This window comes from Paenibacillus sp. FSL W8-0186, assembly GCF_037969765.1.
GTDB classification, from domain to species: Bacteria; Bacillota; Bacilli; order Paenibacillales; family Paenibacillaceae; genus Fontibacillus; species Fontibacillus woosongensis.
The window spans coordinates 2,466,498-2,486,172 of record NZ_CP150207.1 but is presented as its reverse complement, the minus strand read 5'-3'; the positions used below and the strand labels follow the sequence as shown (position 1 = coordinate 2,486,172).

Sequence of the window (19,675 nt, the reverse complement as noted above, 5' to 3'; positions counted from 1 at the left end):
TATTTCACCTGCAATTTCACTCGGATTAGCACGCTATTTCACTCTGGCGGGAAAACTTTGACTGGTGTAATCGCTCCGGTAGACGGTTCCCCGCGAAAAATGCCTAAAAACCGTCCCTCTGCACCGTACAATCGAATATTCTCTCCCCAGCGCACAGGGGGATCAAGCAGCCGAGAAGATAGTCTTTGTCCCTGCAAAGCCTGCTTGACCTTCTCTTCAGGGATACGATGCGCCGGAAGATGACTCACGGCCCGGTCTACAGGAATAAGCCGTTCTTCCAATATCCCATCTGCCGCCAGAGCCGTTATTTCTTCAAGCGTCAAGCACTGGTCTTCCGTAATCCCCGCCGAGACCGTCCTTTTCAGCTCGGCCATTGCAGCCGGTACGCCTAGCGTACGGCCGATATCGACGCACAGCGTACGGATATACGTCCCTTTGGAGCAAAGCACGCGAAAAGAAATGGTCGGATATTCTCCACCTGGCTCATAAGAGATTAGCTCTAGCTCCTCAATCGTAACTTCCCTTGCTTTACGCTCAACCGTCTTACCTTCCCGTGCTAATTCGTATAGACGTTTCCCGTCCTGCTTTAAAGCGGAATACATCGGCGGTACTTGGGATATCGTCCCGACAAACTGGCCTAAAGCCGCTCTAACCTCTTCCTCCGTAAGGCTGATCCCTTCCTTGCGTTCAATGATTGAGCCTGACATGTCCTCCGTATCGGTGGCGATACCGAGATACAGCGTAGCTTCATATTCCTTGGGCAGCTCCTGCAGGTACTCCACCATTCGGGTCGCCCGTCCGAGGCAAAGGGGCAGCACCCCGGTAACCGCCGGGTCCAGCGTTCCGGTATGGCCGATTCTTTTCATTTTTAATATGCCACGGGTTTTGGCCACAACGTCGTGTGAGGTGAATCCTGCCGGCTTATGGACGGCAAGTATTCCTTCATAGGAATTATGCTTCATAATCGGGCCTTCACCTGCTCTACAATCTGCGAGACAACCTCGTCTAGACTCCCTTGCATCCGTACTCCTGCGGCACGAACATGACCGCCTCCACCAAAGCTTTGAGCAACAGCTGCTACGTCAACCTTGCCAGCCGACCTCATACTCACCTTCACGGCATTATCATCAATCACCTTGAACAGCAAGCCAACCTCAACGCCTTGAATATTGCGGGGGTAATTCACAATCCCCTCCAGATCCTCATGGATGGCCCCGGACAACTCCATGTCCTCGTCATCGATCGTAACCCAGCTGATCTTGCCGTCCTCTGTCATCTGCAGTCCATTTAAAGCTCTAGTCAGCAGCCGAATTTGTGCCAAAGTCATTTCTTCCAGCAGCAGTTGCGACAATCCCGGTCCATCTACCCCATATGTCAATAGATCAGATGCGATAGCCATCACTTTGGGGGAGGTGCTGGAATAACGGAATCCACCTGTATCGGTTAAAAGACCGGTATACAGCGCTGTAGCCACGTCCCGATCGAGCCCGAATTTCAGCCGTTTCACCAGCTCATACAGCACCTGAACCGTGGCTGCGGCTTCAGGTACGATAAGGTTAATGCCGCCGAAGCCATCATTAGTCGGATGATGATCAATGTTCAAAATTTCTGCGTCCGGCGCAAAATATTCGCTGGCTTTTCCGACTCTGCGGAAATCAGCGCAATCAACACAGATAATATGTTTATAAGTTTTGCCTAGAGGGGTCACTGACAGATCCATGATGCGATCCGAATGCAGCAGGTACGACATACGCTGAGGAATCGGCCCTTCGTTGACCATAACGTAATTCTTACCCAGACATGAGAGAAGCCAGCCCACCACAAGGGTGGAACTGACTGCATCTCCGTCCGGCTGTACATGCGACACTACCAGGAAATCATCATGATCCTTCAGAAAGTGCTCTACCTGTAGGAACTCCTGTTCATTGGTCTGCATTGCCGTCTCCTTTAAATTCATTTATCCTCGTCTTGCGTAATCTCGCCAAGCAGCTTCTCAATACGGCTGCCATATTCAATCGACTCATCGACTTTAAAGATCAATTCTGGTGTGTGACGCAAACGCATCCGCTTGCCAAGCTCGGTCCGCAGAAAACCGATTGCTTTCTCCAGCCCTTTCAGCGATTCCGACTTCTTCTCCTCGTCGCCGAAAACACTGATGTATACCTTCGCCTGCGAAAGATCGCTTGTCACGTCGACGCCAGTCACCGTGACAAATCCGATCCGAGGATCCTTGACCTCATTCTGAATGAGCAGGCTGAGCTCTTTCTTGATCTGTTCGCCTACGCGGCCAGTACGATTTTTAGCCATTGTTGTCACCTCACCTTACTTCCGTTCGACGGCCTCCATAATAAATGCTTCGATGACGTCGCCCTCTTTAATGTCATTAAAGTTATCAAGGGTAATACCGCACTCGTAGCCTTGAGCGACTTCCTTCGCATCGTCCTTGAAGCGTTTGAGCGAGTCGATTTTGCCTTCATATACGACGATTCCGTCGCGAATGAGGCGGGTTTCGGCATTGCGCGTAATTTTACCGGAAGTTACCATACAGCCCGCAATCGTGCCTACGCGGCTAAGCTTGAACGTATCGCGAACTTCGGCATGACCAATGACAACTTCTTTATATTCAGGATCAAGCATCCCTTTCATCGCCTGCTCGATTTCTTCGATCGCTTTATAGATGACGCGGTGGAGACGAATATCCACCTTCTCCTGCTCGGCCGTCGCCTTCGTCTGGTTATCCGGACGAACGTTGAAGCCGATTACGATCGCATTGGAAGCAGCTGCAAGGATGATGTCAGATTCCGTGATGGCGCCTGCACCGCTGTGAATGATTTTCACGCGTACGCCTTCCACTTCGATTTTCTCCAAGGAGCCTTTAAGCGCCTCTACAGAGCCTTGCACGTCTGCCTTAATGATGACGTTAAGATCTTTGATCTCGCCTTCCTTGATATGGCGGAACAAATCATCGAGCGTAACGCGCGTATTGCCGCCCAGCTCGGATTGGCGATGGGTAATGGCGCGCTTCTCGGCAATGGAACGGGCTTTGCGCTCGTCCTCGAATACCATGAACGGATCGCCAGCCAGCGGTACTTCCGTTAAGCCTGTAATTTCTACCGGTGTGGACGGCCCGGCTTCCTTGATGCGGCGGCCTTTATCATTGACCATAGCCCGGATACGGCCAAAGCAGTTACCAGCTACGAACGCATCGCCGACTTTCAGCGTACCGTGCTGCACGAGCACGCGGGCAACCGGTCCGCGGCTCTTGTCCAGCTCGGCCTCGATAACCGCACCGCGCGCGCGTTTTTCCGGATTCGCTTTATATTCATTAACTTCCGCTACGAGAAGAATCATTTCCAGCAAATCTTCCAATCCCATTCTTTGCTTCGCGGATACGTTGACGAAGATCGTATCTCCGCCCCACTCCTCTGGAACGAGACCATACTCCGTCAGTTCCTGCTTCACTTTATCTGGATTGGCCGTCGGCTTGTCGATCTTGTTGACAGCCACGATAATCGGCAGGCCAGCAGCTTTGGCGTGGTTGACCGCTTCCACCGTTTGCGGCATGACGCCGTCGTCTGCCGCGACGACGATAATAGTAATATCTGTTAATTGGGCACCGCGGGCACGCATCGCCGTAAACGCTTCGTGCCCCGGAGTATCCAGGAACGTAATCTTTTTATTATTAATCTCTACCTGGTAAGCACCAATATGCTGGGTAATACCGCCAGCCTCGCCGCTGCTGACATTTGTCGAACGAATGGCGTCGAGAAGCGTCGTCTTACCATGGTCGACGTGTCCCATAATCGTTACAACTGGAGGACGTTCTCTCAAATCCGCCTCATCATCGTTCTCTTCGACGGTCTCGAAACGATCTTCCTCAACCGGAATTTTCACTTCAACCTCTACGCCGAAGTCACCGGCGAGCAGGAGAATCGTATCAATGTCCAGCTCTTGGTTGATCGTCGCCATGACGCCGAGCATGATGAGCTTCTTGATAACTTCGGAAGCGTCCTTATGCAGAAGCTTGGCTGCTTCGCCAACAGTCATGTTGCCGCGAACAATAATTTTCTTCGGTGTGTTGTCAATTTTCTCGCGAGGCGGCTGCGGAGCACCTTTACCACCTCTGCCGCCTTTACCGCCGCGGTTATTCTTGAAATTCCCCGGTCTGTTATCGTCAAAACGTCTTTGACCTGGTCTGTTATTATTATTCCCTTTGCGGGCATTATCCTTGTTAGAATTCTCCTGGCGTGGCGCCGAAGCTTGATTGCGGTTCCCTTGGGACGATGCATGGCCTGTGCCCTGTCCCGCCCGCGGGCCGCTTGAACCGGCGTTTGAACGTTGTCCGCCAGCTTGCTGGGAACCCCGGTTACCCTGGGAATTATTGCGATTCCCCTGCTGATGTCCGCCGCTTGGACGGTTATTTCTTTCCTGCGTTGCTTGTGCTCCTCCCGAGGAGGATGTATTTGCGTTATTTGTTCTATTATTCATACTTACCTGCTTTTCTTGTTGATTTTTGGTGTTGCTTGATCCGCTGCTGCTGGTTCTAAGGCTCTGCCCTTGATCTTCACGCTGACCGGCATTCGTACCGGTCCCGGTTTTCGGCGATTGACTTCCTCCTGCGGAAGCGGGAGCCGACGATTTGGCAGGAGATTTCACAGGCTCGGAACCTTCCCTTTTGGCAGCGGCATTGCTCTTAATATCTTTGAAAAACTGCTCTACCCGTGTTACAGCATCATTCTCCATCACACTCATGTGGTTATTGACCGGAATGTTCAACCGCTTAAGAATTGTAATAATTTCCTTACTGCTCATATTGAGCGACTTCGCATATTCATATACCCTGAGCTTATCTTTGTTCTCTTGTTTACTCAATATACTCCACCTCCGACGTTTTCACGATCGTTTTCCGAATCATATCGGCAAATCCCTGATCGATCAGAGCCAGAACGACCCGTTCCGGCTTGCCGACGCTAGAGCCAAGCTCTTCACGGCCGAATCCGATGATCAGTGGAATTTTATAGGTTGCGCACTTGTCGCGAAATTTCTTGCGGGCATTCTCCGACGCATCCTCTGCAACGATTACAAGACTAGCCTCCCCGGAGCGAACTGCCTTAAGAACGCTCTCGTCCCCGGTAACTACTTTGCCTGCCCGCATCGCTAGGCCAAGCCCGGACAGCACCTTACTCATCCGCATCCTCTTCCCGGTCGCGTTCAGCAATGAACTCATCCTCGACCGCAAGGAAGTCCCGTGCCAATTGCTCATAAACCTCCGCGCCCACCGGAGATTTCAGCGCCCTGTCCAAAGCCCGGTTCTTATGAGCCAGTTTGAAGCAGGACGCTTGGCCGCATAAATAAGCGCCGCGGCCAGATTTTTTGCCGGTCAAATCAATCGATACCTCTCCCTCGGGAGAACGAACGACGCGAATCAGCGATTTCTTGGGCTTCATTTCGTTACAAGCCACGCATTTGCGCAGCGGAATCTTTCTAGGCTTCATTTCCATCGCCCCCCTTACATACTTGCATTAGAGGTTGAAGTTAATCGACGGAGACGGAATCCTGCGGCATTTCGCCAGAATCGGTCTTCTCTCTTCCAAATTCCTCTTCCGCTTGACTCTCGCTCTTAATGTCGATCTTCCATCCCGTCAGCTTCGCTGCAAGACGCGCATTCTGTCCTTTAATACCGATAGCGAGCGAAAGCTGGTAATCGGGAACGATCACCCGGGCCATCTTCTCCTCTTCGAATACCTGAACTTCCAGCACCTTCGAAGGGCTAAGCGCGTTAGCTACATATTCCTCAACATTCTCGGAATAACGCACGATATCGATTTTCTCACCGCGAAGCTCGTTCACGATTGTTTGGACGCGAGTCCCCTTAGGGCCTACGCAAGAGCCAACCGGATCCACTTCGCTATTGCGGGAGTAAACCGCGATTTTGGAACGGAATCCAGCTTCACGCGCTACGGAGCGAATCTCAACGACGCCGTCAAATATCTCCGGCACTTCAAGCTCGAACAGACGCTTCAGCAGTCCCGGATGCGTGCGGGATAGCAGAATTTGCGGCCCCTTGGTCGTATTCTCTACTTTCGTGATGTACGCCTTGATCCGGTCGCCATGCTTGAACTTCTCGTTAGGCATGAGTTCATTCAGCGGAAGATGGGCCTCGATTTTGCCCAGATCCACATACACGTTGCGTTGATCCTGACGCTGCACGATCCCCGTAACGATATCCTCTTCCTTCTCGATAAATGCGTTGTAAATCAATCCCCGCTCTGCTTCGCGGATACGCTGGGTCACAACTTGCTTAGCTGTCTGTGCAGCGATGCGCCCGAAATCGCGAGGCGTGACCTCGATCTCGGAAATATCGTCCAATTGAAAGCTTGGATTAATCTCACGGGCGGCCGACAGTGAAATTTCCGTCCGGGGATCCAGCACTTCTTCGACAACCAGCTTGCGGGCAAATACTTTAATTGCCCCGGTGTGGCGATTCATATCGACGCGAACGTTCTGTGCCGTGTTAAAATTGCGTTTGTAGCTGGAAATCAGAGCTGCTTCGATCGCTTCGAACAAAATGTCCTTGCTGATTCCTTTCTCCCTTTCCAACTCATTTAAGGCTTCAATAAAATCCATACTCATCTGCCTCAAGTTCCCCCTTTCATCTTCCCGTTCAGGTCATTAAAAAATGATGGCCAACCTTGCGCTGGCAACTTTGTTATATGGAATGGCATAATTCTTCTTTCCTACGGCAATGACCAGTTCATAATTGTCAAAAGAAAGAAGCCGGCCTTCAAATTCCTTCAGACCTTCTACCGGTTCATATGTAGTTACGAATACATCCTTCCCTACGGCTTTGGCTACATCCTCTGCCTTTTTGAGCGGACGCTCCGCCCCAGGTGAAGAAACTTCCAGAAAATAAGCGGACGGAATTGGATCGTCAGCATCCAGCTTCTCGCTCAAATATTCGCTGATCCGGCCGCAGTCATCGATATCGATACCGCCATCCTTGTCAACGAAGACGCGCAGAAACCAATTGCTTCCTTCCTTCACATATTCCACGTCTACCAGTTCAAAGCCGTTCTCCTGCAAAAAGGGCAGAACCATCTCTTCCACGGTCGCTTTGATCTTCGGTGTGCTCAAGCGTACATACCTCCATCATTTTCATTCCTATATACCAAAGAGTAAAGAGTGGGTTTCCCCACTCTTTAAACAACGGCTCTATCTCCATGATTACCAAAAAAATTATAACATAGTCCGGCATGAGTGACAAGTAAATCACCTTTACTTCAGTGACTTGAAGCTAGGCCGTGCGGTTGGAATTTAAAACAGGGAAAGCTGGTTGCTTTCGGGAAGCCCCCGGAAGCATCCCATCGAACCGAGCAGCTCCACCACCGTTTTTGATGCTTTGGATTTCTGCTGGAAATCCTCGATCGACAGGAATTCCCCCTGCTCCTTCGCAGCGGCGATATTTTTGGCCGCATTATCGCCGATTCCCGCAAGCGCGGAAAACGGAGGGATCAAGGCATCGCCGTCTACGATAAAGCGCGTTGCGTCGGAGCGGTAAAGATCGATGCTCTTGAAGCGGAAGCCGCGGGCCGTCATTTCCAGCGCCATTTCCAGGATCGGCAGCATGTTCCGTTCCTTCGGCAGCGCCTGGAAGCCCTTTTGCTCGATTTCTTCAATTTTGCGATAGATCGCTTCATACCCTTGGCAAAATAGCTCAATGTCGAAGTCTTCACCGCGCACTGAGAAATACGTCGCATAGTATTCTATCGGATGATACAGCTTGAAGTATGCGGTTCGCACCGCCGAAATAACATATGCGGCAGCGTGCGCCTTCGGGAACATGTATTGGATTTTAAGACAGGAGTCTATATACCATTGCGGCACTTTGCATCTCTTCATCTCATCAATCCACTCTTGGGTCAGACCCTTCCCTTTACGTACGCTCTCCGTAATTTTAAACGCCAAGCCAGCATCCATACCAGCTTTGTAGATCAGATACAGCATGATATCGTCCCGACAACCGATAACCGTCTTAATGTTGCATGTCCCATTCTTGATCAGTTCCTGGGCGTTGCCCAGCCATACTCCCGTACCATGGGACAACCCCGAAATTTGTAGAAGGTCGGCAAACGAAGATGGCTGCGATTCGATTAGCATCTGACGCACAAACTTCGTCCCCATCTCCGGAACGCCATACGTCGCTACAGGGGTGCGAATTTGCTCCGGAGTAACCCCGAGCGCCTCGGTAGAGTTGAACATGCTCATGACCTTCGGATCATTCATCGGAATCGTCGTCGGATCGACGCCGGTCAAATCCTGGAGCATCCGCATCATCGTCGGATCATCGTGTCCGAGAATATCGAGCTTCAGCAGGTTCGCGTCGAAGGCGTGATAATCAAAATGCGTCGTCTTCCATTCGGCATTGACATCATCCGCAGGAAATTGCACCGGCGTAATGTCCTCGACCTCGATATAATCCGGAACGACGACGATCCCGCCGGGATGCTGGCCCGTGCTTCGCTTCACACCCGTACATCCGGCTGCTAGCCGGTTCAGCTCGGCGCCGCGCCACTGCTTATGATGCTCTTCCTCATATTTCTTGGCGAAACCGAACGCCGTTTTCTCAGCTACCGTGCCGATCGTTCCAGCCCGGAACACGCTTTTCTCCCCAAACAGCTCTTTCGTATAGTTGTGGGCATGCGGCTGATATTCCCCCGAGAAGTTCAAGTCAATATCGGGAACCTTGTCCCCCTTAAACCCGAGAAACGTCTCGAAAGGAATGTCCTGGCCTTCGCCCTTCAACTTTTCGCCGCATTTTGGACACGGCTTGTCCGGAAGATCGAATCCGCTCGGCACGCTTCCGTCCAAGAACCATTCGCTATACTTACACTCTGGGTTCAGACAGATATAATGCGCTGGAAGCGGATTAACCTCCGATATCCCGAGGAACGTTGCCACTACGGAGGAACCGACTGAACCCCGGGAGCCCACCAGGTAACCGTCTCTGTTCGATTTTTTAACGAGCCGCTCGGAAATCAGGTAGTTGGCCGAGAAGCCGTATTTAATGATCGGCTCCAGTTCCTTTTCTAGACGCTGAACGACAACCTCCGGCAAATCCTCGCCATAAATCGATCTAGCGGTCTCGTAGCAAGTATTGCGAATTTCCTCATCGGCCCCTTCAAGAATCGGAGTGAACAGCTTATCCGGGAACAGCTCCAGGTCTTCAAAAGTATCGGCCAACTCCGACGTATTTTTCACCACGACCTCATATGCCTTCTCTTCTCCAAGAAATTGGAATTCCTCCAGCATTTCTTCGGTCGTCCGGAAATGAGCATCCGGCTTGCGGATATCCTTAAGCGGGCTAAACCCCGTAATGCCGTGGATCGTAATATCCCTGTATATTTTGTCGCGAGGATCTAGGTAGTGAACGTTGCCGGTAGCCACAACCGGTTTGCCAAGCTTGAAGCCGATTTCGCAAATTTTGCGCAGCGCCGTCTCCAGCTCCTGAACACTCCCTACCAGCCCCTTCTCAACAAGATGCATGTACATCGTGAGCGGCTGAATTTCCAGCACATCATAAAATTCCGCCACTTGCTCGGCTTCCTCTACTGATTTATTCAGAACTGTCTCAAAGAACTCGCCCTTCTCACAGCCGGATAAAATCAGAAGACCTTCCCTCATCTCGGCAAGCTTCGACTTCGGAATGCAGGCAACCCGTTTGAAATACTCCGTGTGGGACATGGAGACCAATTTGTACAAATTCTTCTTCCCGGTCATATTAAGTGCATAGATGCAGCAGTGGAACGGCCGCGCATTAGATAAATCCTTGCCTACCTTCGCGTTAAGCTGATCCAGCGTTTTATATCCCTCAATCTTGACCGCGTCGTCCAGGAGACCGTTTAGTATTTCGCCCAGAGCTAAGGTATCGTCAATCGCTCGGTGATGGTTCTCGAGCGATACCTTATATTTGGCGGCAAGCGTGTTGAGACGGTGATTCTTCATCGTCGGAAACAGCATCCGGGCCAGCTCCAGCGTATCGAGCACCGGATTGTTCAGCGGTGGCAGCCCGAGCTCCTTAAGCTTGGCATTCACGAAATCGATATCGAATCTGGCGTTATGGGCAACCAGAATGGCATCGCCCACAAATTCGACAAATTTCTTCAGCACAGGTTCTACGTCCGGAGCATCCCTGACCATGTCATCGTTAATATTCGTCAATTGCTGAATATTGTAAGGGATGCGCACATGGGGATTTACGAACGTAGCATAACGGTCGACTTCCTTGCCTTCCACCATTTTGACCGCGGCAATTTCGATGATTTTGTTCTGCGTTACCGACAAGCCTGTCGTCTCGATATCGAATACGATATATGTAGCGCTCTTCAAGTCATCCGGACGCGGATGAAGGACGACGGCAACATTATCATTGACCACGTTCGCCTCTAGCCCGTAAATCATTTTGATTCCATGCTTGCTTGCTGCTTTAACAGCCTCCGGATAACTTTGAATGCCGCCATGATCAGTAACGGCAATCGCCTTATGGCCCCATTTGGCCGCTGTTTTGATATATTCGCCAATTGGAGTTACCGCATCCATCGTGCTCATGGTCGAATGCAGGTGGAACTCGACGCGCTTCTCTGGTGCGTTGTCCTTCCGGCTTGGCGGAGCGGTCACTTCATTTACGTCAGAAGGGATCATGACCAGCTCCGGCACAGGCATAAAGCGATCCATTTCCACCCGGCCGCGGGCCCTGATCCACTTGCCGTTGGCCAGCTGGTTCATGATTTTCAGATCTTCCTTATTTTTGGCGAACAGCTTCATTTGCAATGAATCGGTATAATCCGTCAAATTGAAAATAAACAATGTGTTCCCGTTGCGCAGCTCCTTACGATCCAATCCAAAAATCACGCCCTGAATCGTAATCTTCTTCTCCTCATCCTGTATTTCCTGAAGCGGAACCGGCTGCTCTTTGATATCGTATCCGATCTGAAGCTTGACGACTTCGCCTTCGTCCTCTTCGGGCGGAGCTTCCATTGCCATGCTCTCCATCATTTGCTGAATCACTTCGCGCTCTTCCTCAACGATACGCTGCTGGAATTCTTCAAATGCTTCGGCACTATTCTCCCCAGTCTGCAGCTTTACGCGAAGCTTCAAAATAAAATACGTTTCGTAGAAAGATACAATATAACGATCGATATTTTTCTTTTTGGCCAGTTCAAGGGCCATCGCATCGCTGAACGTAATCGTCACCAGATCGCCCTCAGTCTCGCAAATCGCCCGGGCCATCCAGCCATTGGCGGACGGCACTTCCCGCTGCACCCACTCGATAAAGAGCTTCCAGTACTCCGACACGATATCAGCTGCGGATACATCCTTCCCATATCGGAACTCGAACGAAATTTGCGCGATATGCTCCAGCCGTTCCTTCACACGCAAACAAAAAGTACGATAAGCCTGGGCAGGCACGAGTGATTCTTTGCCGATGGCAATCTTCCATTCCCGGTTGCTTCGGCTTACTTCCACCTGCTCAATCCATCCGTCTAGGAAATATGGATCGGTCAAACCAGCAGGCATTTCCGCTTGCTGCATTAACAACTCCAGCCGTTGTCTCTTCTCCCCAACTGCGGTCATGATATCCTCCCCCTGATACATTCCTCAATATGAGGTTAAGGTACGTGCGGACAGTTTAAAAGAGAGCTTCCGTTCACGAGGTCCGAGCAGGCTGCTGCCTACCCGACAGCTCACTGCCGGAAGCCCTCCTATTTGAATTCTTACTTCATCTTTAATAGGCTCTTGCAAAAACAACCGTATGTTCAGCTTCTTCGCCGCATACTAGACATTTCGATTTCTTCGTCGCCGGTTCAAAAGGAATATTGCGGCTTGTCGCACCTGTCTCATCTTTGACGTGACGCTCGCAAGCCTCGGAACCGCACCAGCCGGCCAGTGTAAAGCCGCGCTTCTCTTCAATGCTCGCTTTCATTTCATCCAGTGTTTCCACGCTGTAGAAATGCTCGTCGCGGAAAGATTTAGCACGTTCGTACATTTCGTTGTGAACCTGCTCCAGCATCGCCTGAACCTCTTCTACAAGATTATCCTGCTGGACAACCTTCTTCTCTCCGGAAATCCGAGAGACGAGCACGCAGACGCCATTTTCCATATCACGCGGACCAATTTCAAGGCGTACAGGCACACCGCGCATTTCATATTCATTGAATTTCCAGCCTGGCCGCACATCTGCACGATCATCCATTCCGACACGGATGCCTGCCTTCTTCAACTGAGCGAACAATTCATCCGCCCGTCCTACTACGGCATCGCGCGTCTTAGGAGGACCGATTGGAATGATCATAACCTGTTTTGGCGCCACTTTCGGCGGCAAAGCAAGCCCTCGGTCATCGCCATGAACCATGATGAGAGAGCCGATCAGACGCGTACTGACGCCCCAAGAGGTCGTATGCACGTATTCCTGAACGTTATCCCGATTCAAATATTGAATATTGAAGGCTACAGCAAAATTCGTGCCCAGGTAATGCGATGTTCCGGCCTGAACGGCCCGCCCATCCTTCATCATCGCTTCTATGGAATAGGTGTCCACTGCCCCGGCGAATTTCTCCGAAGGTGTCTTCTGTCCAACGATGACCGGGATGGCGAGATAGTTTTCAACGAAATCGCGATAGATTTCCAGCATTTGCATGGTTTCTTCACGAGCTTCCTGCTCATTCTCATGCGCCGTGTGGCCTTCCTGCCACAAAAACTCGCTCGTCCGCAAAAATGGCAATGTCCGCTTCTCCCAGCGAACGACGTTGGCCCACTGATTGATCAGTACCGGAAGGTCGCGATAAGATTGTATCCACTTCTCGTACATATGGCCGATCATCGTCTCCGAGGTCGGACGAATAGCCAGCCGTTCCTCCAATTTCTCGCCCGCCGCTTCGGTTACCCATGGGAGCTCAGGATTAAATCCCTCGACGTGCTCCTTCTCCTTCTGAAAGAAGCTCTCCGGTATAAAGAGCGGAAAATAAGCGTTGCGGTGTCCTGTCTCTTTAAAGCGCCGATCCAATTCTTCCTGAATGTGCTCCCAGATTTCGTAACCGTCCGGTTTAAAGACGATGCAGCCGCGTACCGGCGAGTAATCCATCAAGTCCGCCTTCTTGATGACGTCGATGTACCAGCGCGAGAAATCCTCGCTTTGCGGGGTAATTTCAGTTACGAATTGTTTCTCCTCATTAGCCATATCCAACCTAGTCCTCCCATAATAAACACAATATTATCCGTTAATTAATCGCAAAATATCATTATAGGTTACAGCAATCATAAGCAGAAATAACATGGCGAAGCCGATAAAGTGAACCATTCCCTCGCGATTTGGATCAATCGGCTTCCCGCGAACCGCTTCAACGCCAAGGAAGATGAGCCTGCTGCCGTCGAGAGCCGGAATCGGCAGTAAATTAAAAATGCCCAGATACAAGCTCAGTATCGCCGCCCAGTAGGTCAATTTCACGATGCCTTGCTTCGCAATTTGCCCTGTCACCTCAAAGGTCCGTACCGGTCCTCCCAGGTCATCCATCGAAAATTTCTGAATCAATTGCTGAAAGCCGATAAAGATCATTTTGGTCGTATTCACCATATCTTTGCCAGCAACAGTAAACGTCTCGCCGAAACTGGCTTTGCGCATCTCGAAATAAGTTACGATCGTGGTGCCTACTTTGCCGCCCTGCTGATTCTCCATCGCTCGCGGCGTAATCGTAATCGGCAGCACCTGATCCCCGCGGCGGACCGTCCATTCCATCGGTACGTCCTTGGAAGCAGCAATCGTCTCAATCAATTTCTCAGCGTCCGTGCCTACAGGCACTCCGTTAATCGTCTCGATAATGTCGCCTCGCTGTAATCCAGCCTCTGAGGCGGGCATATTGTCCATAACGTCGCCGATTTCCAAATGATCAGGTTTATCAAAAGGAACTCCTGCCATTTGCGTATGAAGGGCGAAGAGGACAAAGGCCAAAATGAAGTTCATCAGCGGTCCGGCGAAGATGGATAATGCCCGCTGGCCCACCGTCTTGCTCGCGAATTGCCGGTTGCGAGGAGCAATTTGCGTCTCCTTGCCTTTGGCCACCATCATTGCCTGAGGATGCACTTTATAGTTGAGAATTTCTCCATCTACGTCCAGAGCGATAGCGAGCCGGTCTTCCAAATCGATCTCAGTGACTTCGCCTCGAATGACATTCTTTCGATTATCCAGACGGTCGAGATAAATTTTGGTGACATCTTGTCCGTCTAAGCGCAGGGCTATGGTTTGTCCGGATTGGATCTCAACGAGTTCCGGATCCTCTCCCGCCATTCTCGCATATCCGCCAAATGGCAGCAAACGAAGGGTGAACTGGGTCTCTCCCCTGCGGTAAGAAAACAGTTTCGGCCCGAAGCCAATCGCGAATTCACGTACGAGTATCCCAGCCCGTTTGGCAAAGTAATAATGTCCCCACTCATGAACCGTAACGATGACGAAGAACATGAGCACTGTCAAAAATATAATTCTCAGCAATTCCAATCGAAAGCATCCTCCTTTTAGCCACAGATCGTCCAATTCATTTAGATTATCATTATTCTCCGATCAGGCACAAGAGAATACCATTGTGGAAACTTTTTTGCCCAGCGGTCGGGGTGATTACAACGATGCGGCCATCTCTCTAGCCCACCGATCCGCAGCTTGAATCGTTTCAAGATCGGCTTGTTTTTGAGGTATATGCCTGGAGAGTACGGTTTCAATGATCGTTTCAATCCGCAGAAATGAAATTTCCCGCTTCATAAAACGGGCGACCGCAGCTTCATTGGCTGCATTAAACACCGTCGTCGCCGTCCCACCTATTTTACCACATTCGTAGGCAAGTCTTAAACAGGGGAATCGCTCATAATCCATTTCCTGAAAATGAAGCTTGCCGACCTCTGCCAGCGACAAACGTTTGGATGCGGATGAGAATCTAGCAGGATAAGTCATCGCGTATTGAATGGGGATGCGCATATCCGGAGTACCGAGCTGGGCAATCACGCTTCCGTCACGATATTCAACGAAAGAGTGGATAATACTCTCGGGATGCAGAAGCACATTGATTTTATCGTAAGGAAGACCGAAAAGCCAATGCGCCTCAATGACTTCCAATCCTTTGTTGACCATCGTGGCCGAATCGATCGTTAGTTTCGCTCCCATCGACCAGTTAGGATGCTTCAAAGCATCCTCCAGCGTCACATTTCCAAGCTGCTCCCGCGATAAATGGCGGAATGAGCCTCCCGAAGCCGTCAATGTAATCTGCTCGACATCATCTCTGCTCTCCCCGTTTAAGCATTGGAAAATCGCCGAGTGCTCGCTGTCTACAGGAAGCAGTGCAACCCCCTTCTGCTTAGCAAGCTCTGTAACGATATGCCCTGCCGTCACCAGCGTTTCCTTATTAGCCAGCCCAATCGTTTTCCCCTCGGCAATCGCAGCTAAGGTTGGAGGCAGTCCCCTACTCCCAACAATAGCGCTCAGCACAAAATCAGCCTCAGTGCCTGCAGCAACCTCGATCAGGCCCTCCTCGCCGTAATACAGCTCAACCCCAGGCGGAAGCAGCGGGGCCACTTGCTCCGCAAGCTGCTTATTTCCGATGGAAGCCTTCTTCGGACGAAAAGCGTTGACCTGCTGGACGAATAGATCGATATTCGAACCCGCAGCCAAGCCTTCAACGACAAATTGATCAGGATGCTGTCTGACAACATCCAGCGTTTGCGTTCCAATCGATCCGGTAGAACCAATGACAGCTATTTTTCTCATAACATACCTCACCTGATTTAATGACTATTTCCATGGCCCATAAGGAACCCTTATATTTTCAGGACAGATTCTTAGTAGTAAGGAAGCAGCATTAGAATATGTACGAACGGAAATACTACAACCCAACTATCGCAGCGGTCTAGAATACCGCCGTGACCCGGCAGAAGCTTGCCCGTATCCTTAATCCCGTAAACCCGCTTGTAGGCAGACTGGATTAAATCGCCAAGCTGTCCCACAACAGCGGCTGATACGCCAAGAAGAAGTGCTCGTCCAATCGTTAAAAGTCCGCCCGAGAACAGGGAGAATATCACCGCTGCTACCACAGCCAAAGCAATGCCTCCGACGGCCCCTTCCACAGTTTTGTTAGGGCTAATGGCCGGCCATAGCTTATGCTTGCCGAACCTTCTTCCCGTGAAATAAGCCCCTGCATCACTGCTCCAGATCGCAGCCAGCATCAGAAACGTCCAGAAGACGCCATGTCCATCCGGCGTGATTCGCGTCATCGCAATGGCCGAAAATCCGATACCGATATAGGCAGTTCCAAGAAACAAGATAGCAGCCTCGCTAATTGGAAAATCATTTTTGGTAAACACCGTAATGGCCAGAAAAAGGAACATCATTAACCACAGGGCGGGCAAAACCTCCAGCGGCATGCTCAGGCCCAGCAAACTCCAGGGGAACGTCATATAGAGTATGCATATATAACCGAAAATTGCAGCGCCTCTGAATGGGGGCAGTTTGATCATCCGGACAAACTCATAATAGCCTACCAAAGCCATAGCCACGATGAGCATCTGATATCCTATTCCGCCGATCAGGCACATGCCTAAAAAAAAGACGCCGGCAATCAGTCCTGTAATTAAACGTGTTTTCAACCTTCTACACCTTCTATCCTGCTATGATAATCCACCATAGCGACGCGTACGCCGCTGATATTCGGCGACCGCTTCCACCAGCTGCTCGCGGCCGAATTCAGGCCAATATAGATCCGTAAACCAAAGTTCGCTATAAGCCGCTTGCCAGAGCATGAAATTACTCAACCGGAGTTCACCGCCCGTGCGAATGAGCAAATCCGGGTCGCTCAATCCTTGCGATAATAAATGGGAATTGATCATTTCTTCCGTAATGTCCTCCGGGGACAACTGTCCCGTCTGAACCTCGCGTGCGATCACCTTCATGCTCTCCGTCATCTCGCGGCGACTGCCGTAATTCAGGGCAAAATTCAAAATGAGGCCGGTGTTGTTTTCCGTTCGGGATACCGCTTCCTCCATCGCTTCAAGCGTATGCCGGGGAAGATTGTCCGTATGGCCCATCATGCGCACCTGAACGTTCTTCTCGATCAGTTCCTCAAGCTCAAGGGCCAAAAACTCCTGCGGCAGCGACATCAGAAAATCCACTTCATCCTTCGGACGTTTCCAATTTTCCGTAGAGAATGCATATAAAGTCAAAATCCGGATGCCCAGTTCATCCGCTGCAATCGTCGCCCGTTTCACGGCCTTCATTCCGTTGCGATGTCCAACAATCCGCGGCAGCCCTTTATTGCGGGCCCAACGTCCATTTCCGTCCATGATGATGGCGACGTGCTCCGGAATGTTGTCCGCTGGCAGCGCTGCGACAGAACGTTTCCCCCTATTTTTCCACCAGGATTGAAATAACTTGATCATTCCTCTTCCTCCAGCCGGTGATGAAAAAGAGACAAACCCCACCGTAAAAGGAGGGGCCGCTTTCGTCTCTTAAACTTCCATAATCTCTTTTTCTTTCGCAGCGAGCACTTTATCGACTTCCGCGATAAATTTATCCGTTGACTTCTGGATATCCTCTTGATGTCGGCGGGATTCGTCCTCCGAAATCTCCGTTTTTTCAAGCTTCTTGATATCATCGTTTGCGTCGCGACGGATGTTGCGGATCGCAACCTTCGCTTCTTCACCGAATTTTTTCGTCATTTTGACCAAATCCACACGGCGTTCTTCCGTGAGCGGTGGAATCGACAAACGGATCATCGACCCGTCATTAGCGGGCGTAAGTCCCAGGTCGGACTTCTGAATCGCGCGCTCAATTTCGGCCAGCGATGATTTATCCCAAGGTTGAATCATCAATGTACGGGAATCCGGCGTACTGATGTTCGCCAGCTGATTAACCGGCGTCGGGGTTCCGTAATAATCCACTTGAATGCGATCTAGCAGTGAAGGATTGGCTCTTCCGGCACGCAATGTCGCCAAATCTCTTTTCAAAGCCTGGATCGCTTTATCCATACGTTCTTCAGCGTTTTTCTTAATCGATTGCGGCATTAATCTACACTCCCTCTCACAGTCGTTCCGATTTTCTCACCGAGGACTACACGTTTAATATTGCCTTGTTCCGTAATCGCAAACACGATAAGCGGAATGTCGTTGTCCATACATAACGATGATGCCGTGGAATCCATAACGCCCAGGTTTTTGCTGAGCACTTCCATGTAGGTAAGTATTTCATATTTCTCGGCTGTCGGATCCACGAACGGATCCGCAGAATATACGCCGTCCACTTTATTTTTAGCCATCAGAATTACTTCGGCTTCAATTTCAGCGGCACGCAGTGCTGCTGTCGTATCCGTAGAGAAGAATGGGTTGCCTGTTCCAGCTGCAAATATGACGACGCGGCCTTTCTCTAAATGCCGGATCGCACGGCGCCGTATATAAGGCTCCGCGATTTGCTGCATGGCGATCGAAGTCTGAACCCGTGTAGGCACGTCAATTTGCTCCAACGCATCCTGCAAAGCGAGCGAATTCATGACGGTAGCCAGCATCCCCATATAGTCCGCCGTAGCACGGTCAATGCCCTTCGCACTGCCCGCAATACCGCGCCATATGTTGCCGCCGCCACATACGATGGCGACCTGCACGCCCAGTTCAACCACTTCTTTCACTTGCTGAGCAATCGATGAAATCGTCTCCGCATCGATCCCATACCCGTTTTGACCGGCTAACGACTCCCCACTGACCTTCAATACAATACGTTTAAAAACTGGCTGCTCCAATTGTATACCCTCCACTTTAGATGAACCCTCTTAGAGGTTGCCGGAGAGGAACGGCCCAACGAAGGGACCGCGCTTCCCAGGCTCACACAATTAAGGGCGTTTGGTTAAAAAAGAAGGAACACGCCGTGTTCCATCTCTCTATAACATTTAATTGAATGGTGCTCTTATTGATTCACTTGGGACATAACTTCTTCTACAAAGTTATCCACTTTTTTCTCCAGGCCTTCGCCCAGCTCGTAACGAACGAAACGACGGATCGAGATATTCTCGCCGATTGTAGCGATTTTCTCGTTAAGCAGCGTGGAGATTGTTTTGTCCGGATCTTTAACGAAGGATTGCTCCAGCAAGCAGTACTCTTCGAAGTATTTGGAAATACGTCCTTCCACCATTTTCTCAACGATTTTCTCAGGTTTTCCTTCGTTGAGCGCTTGAGCTTTAAGGATTTCTTTCTCCTTCTCGATTTCATCTTGCGGAACGTCTTCGCGGCGTACGTAACGAGGGTTGGACGCAGCGATATGAATTGCAATGTCGCGAACGAACTCTTTAAATTGATCCGTAAGCGCAACGAAATCCGTCTCGCAGTTTACTTCAACGAGAACGCCGATTTTACCGTTCGCATGGATGTAAGATTCTACGATACCTTCAGTAGCGATACGTCCGGCTTTTTTCGCAGATGCAGCCAAACCTTTCTCACGAAGAAACTCGACTGCTTTCTCGATATCACCGTTAACTTCTTCAAGCGCTTTTTTGCAATCGAGCATACCTGCACCTGTTTTTTCGCGTAGTTCTTTTACCGCTTTTGCATCAACTGCCATTTTAAATTCCCTCCATAATCAATTATAGGACCTAATCTGTGA

At 50.5% G+C, this 19,675-nt stretch carries 17 protein-coding genes; all 17 read right to left on the bottom strand.

The genetic code is table 11. The features are described 5' to 3' along the window. Positions 1–38: 38 nt before the first annotated feature. Positions 39–962: a tRNA pseudouridine(55) synthase TruB gene (truB, locus tag MKX50_RS11200; RefSeq protein ID WP_213588585.1), complete on the bottom strand. Its 924-nt coding sequence runs from the start codon at positions 960–962 to the stop codon at positions 39–41. Then, the gene (locus tag MKX50_RS11195; protein ID WP_213588586.1) at positions 959–1,936 is read right to left on the bottom strand and encodes a bifunctional oligoribonuclease/PAP phosphatase NrnA; all 978 of its coding nucleotides are present in this window, start codon (positions 1,934–1,936) and stop codon (positions 959–961) included. The genes truB and MKX50_RS11195 overlap by 4 nt, the downstream gene beginning before the upstream one ends. Before the next feature lie 17 nt (positions 1,937–1,953). Then, on the bottom strand, positions 1,954–2,307 hold the full coding sequence (rbfA, locus tag MKX50_RS11190; protein WP_213588587.1) for a 30S ribosome-binding factor RbfA: 354 nt from the start codon (positions 2,305–2,307) through the stop codon (positions 1,954–1,956). Between the two features lie 15 nt (positions 2,308–2,322). Next, positions 2,323–4,872 (bottom strand): translation initiation factor IF-2, encoded by a 2,550-nt coding sequence (gene infB / locus MKX50_RS11185; protein ID WP_213588588.1) that lies wholly within the window; start codon positions 4,870–4,872, stop codon positions 2,323–2,325. Then, entirely contained in the window at positions 4,865–5,188 is a 324-nt protein-coding gene (locus MKX50_RS11180; protein WP_213588589.1) for a ribosomal L7Ae/L30e/S12e/Gadd45 family protein, read from the bottom strand. The genes infB and MKX50_RS11180 overlap by 8 nt, the downstream gene beginning before the upstream one ends. Further along, positions 5,181–5,495 (bottom strand): YlxR family protein, encoded by a 315-nt coding sequence (locus MKX50_RS11175; RefSeq protein ID WP_213588590.1) that lies wholly within the window; start codon positions 5,493–5,495, stop codon positions 5,181–5,183. The genes MKX50_RS11180 and MKX50_RS11175 overlap by 8 nt, the downstream gene beginning before the upstream one ends. Positions 5,496–5,535: 40 nt before the next feature. Then, on the bottom strand, positions 5,536–6,633 hold the full coding sequence (gene nusA / locus MKX50_RS11170; protein WP_155611006.1) for a transcription termination factor NusA: 1,098 nt from the start codon (positions 6,631–6,633) through the stop codon (positions 5,536–5,538). Positions 6,634–6,672: 39 nt separating this feature from the next. Continuing rightward, complete coding sequence (gene rimP / locus MKX50_RS11165; protein ID WP_339159638.1) at positions 6,673–7,134, bottom strand: ribosome maturation factor RimP; 462 nt, start codon at positions 7,132–7,134, stop codon at positions 6,673–6,675. Between the two features lie 180 nt (positions 7,135–7,314). After that, positions 7,315–11,631 (bottom strand): PolC-type DNA polymerase III, encoded by a 4,317-nt coding sequence (locus MKX50_RS11160; RefSeq protein WP_339159637.1) that lies wholly within the window; start codon positions 11,629–11,631, stop codon positions 7,315–7,317. A gap of 151 nt (positions 11,632–11,782) precedes the next feature. Next, positions 11,783–13,234 carry a proline--tRNA ligase gene (proS, locus tag MKX50_RS11155; protein WP_213589395.1) on the bottom strand — a complete coding sequence of 484 codons (1,452 nt, stop codon included), beginning with the start codon at positions 13,232–13,234 and terminating at the stop codon, positions 11,783–11,785. 33 nt (positions 13,235–13,267) lie between these two features. After that, positions 13,268–14,545, bottom strand: a complete 1,278-nt coding sequence (gene rseP, locus MKX50_RS11150) for an RIP metalloprotease RseP (RefSeq protein ID WP_213588593.1) — start codon at positions 14,543–14,545, stop codon at positions 13,268–13,270. 117 nt (positions 14,546–14,662) lie between these two features. Next, positions 14,663–15,802 carry a 1-deoxy-D-xylulose-5-phosphate reductoisomerase gene (locus MKX50_RS11145; protein WP_213588594.1) on the bottom strand — a complete coding sequence of 380 codons (1,140 nt, stop codon included), beginning with the start codon at positions 15,800–15,802 and terminating at the stop codon, positions 14,663–14,665. A 71-nt stretch (positions 15,803–15,873) separates the two neighbouring features. Then, entirely contained in the window at positions 15,874–16,677 is an 804-nt protein-coding gene (locus tag MKX50_RS11140) for a phosphatidate cytidylyltransferase (protein ID WP_213588595.1), read from the bottom strand. A 21-nt stretch (positions 16,678–16,698) separates the two neighbouring features. Continuing rightward, positions 16,699–17,466, bottom strand: a complete 768-nt coding sequence (locus MKX50_RS11135) for an isoprenyl transferase (RefSeq protein ID WP_213588596.1) — start codon at positions 17,464–17,466, stop codon at positions 16,699–16,701. A 69-nt stretch (positions 17,467–17,535) separates the two neighbouring features. After that, the gene (gene frr / locus MKX50_RS11130; RefSeq protein WP_213588597.1) at positions 17,536–18,090 is read right to left on the bottom strand and encodes a ribosome recycling factor; all 555 of its coding nucleotides are present in this window, start codon (positions 18,088–18,090) and stop codon (positions 17,536–17,538) included. Further along, positions 18,090–18,818, bottom strand: coding sequence for a UMP kinase (pyrH, locus tag MKX50_RS11125; RefSeq protein WP_213588598.1), 729 nt, complete (start codon positions 18,816–18,818; stop codon positions 18,090–18,092). The genes frr and pyrH overlap by 1 nt, the downstream gene beginning before the upstream one ends. A gap of 164 nt (positions 18,819–18,982) precedes the next feature. Then, on the bottom strand, positions 18,983–19,633 hold the full coding sequence (tsf, locus tag MKX50_RS11120) for a translation elongation factor Ts (RefSeq protein ID WP_155610997.1): 651 nt from the start codon (positions 19,631–19,633) through the stop codon (positions 18,983–18,985). Between the last annotated feature and the right edge of the window lie 42 nt (positions 19,634–19,675).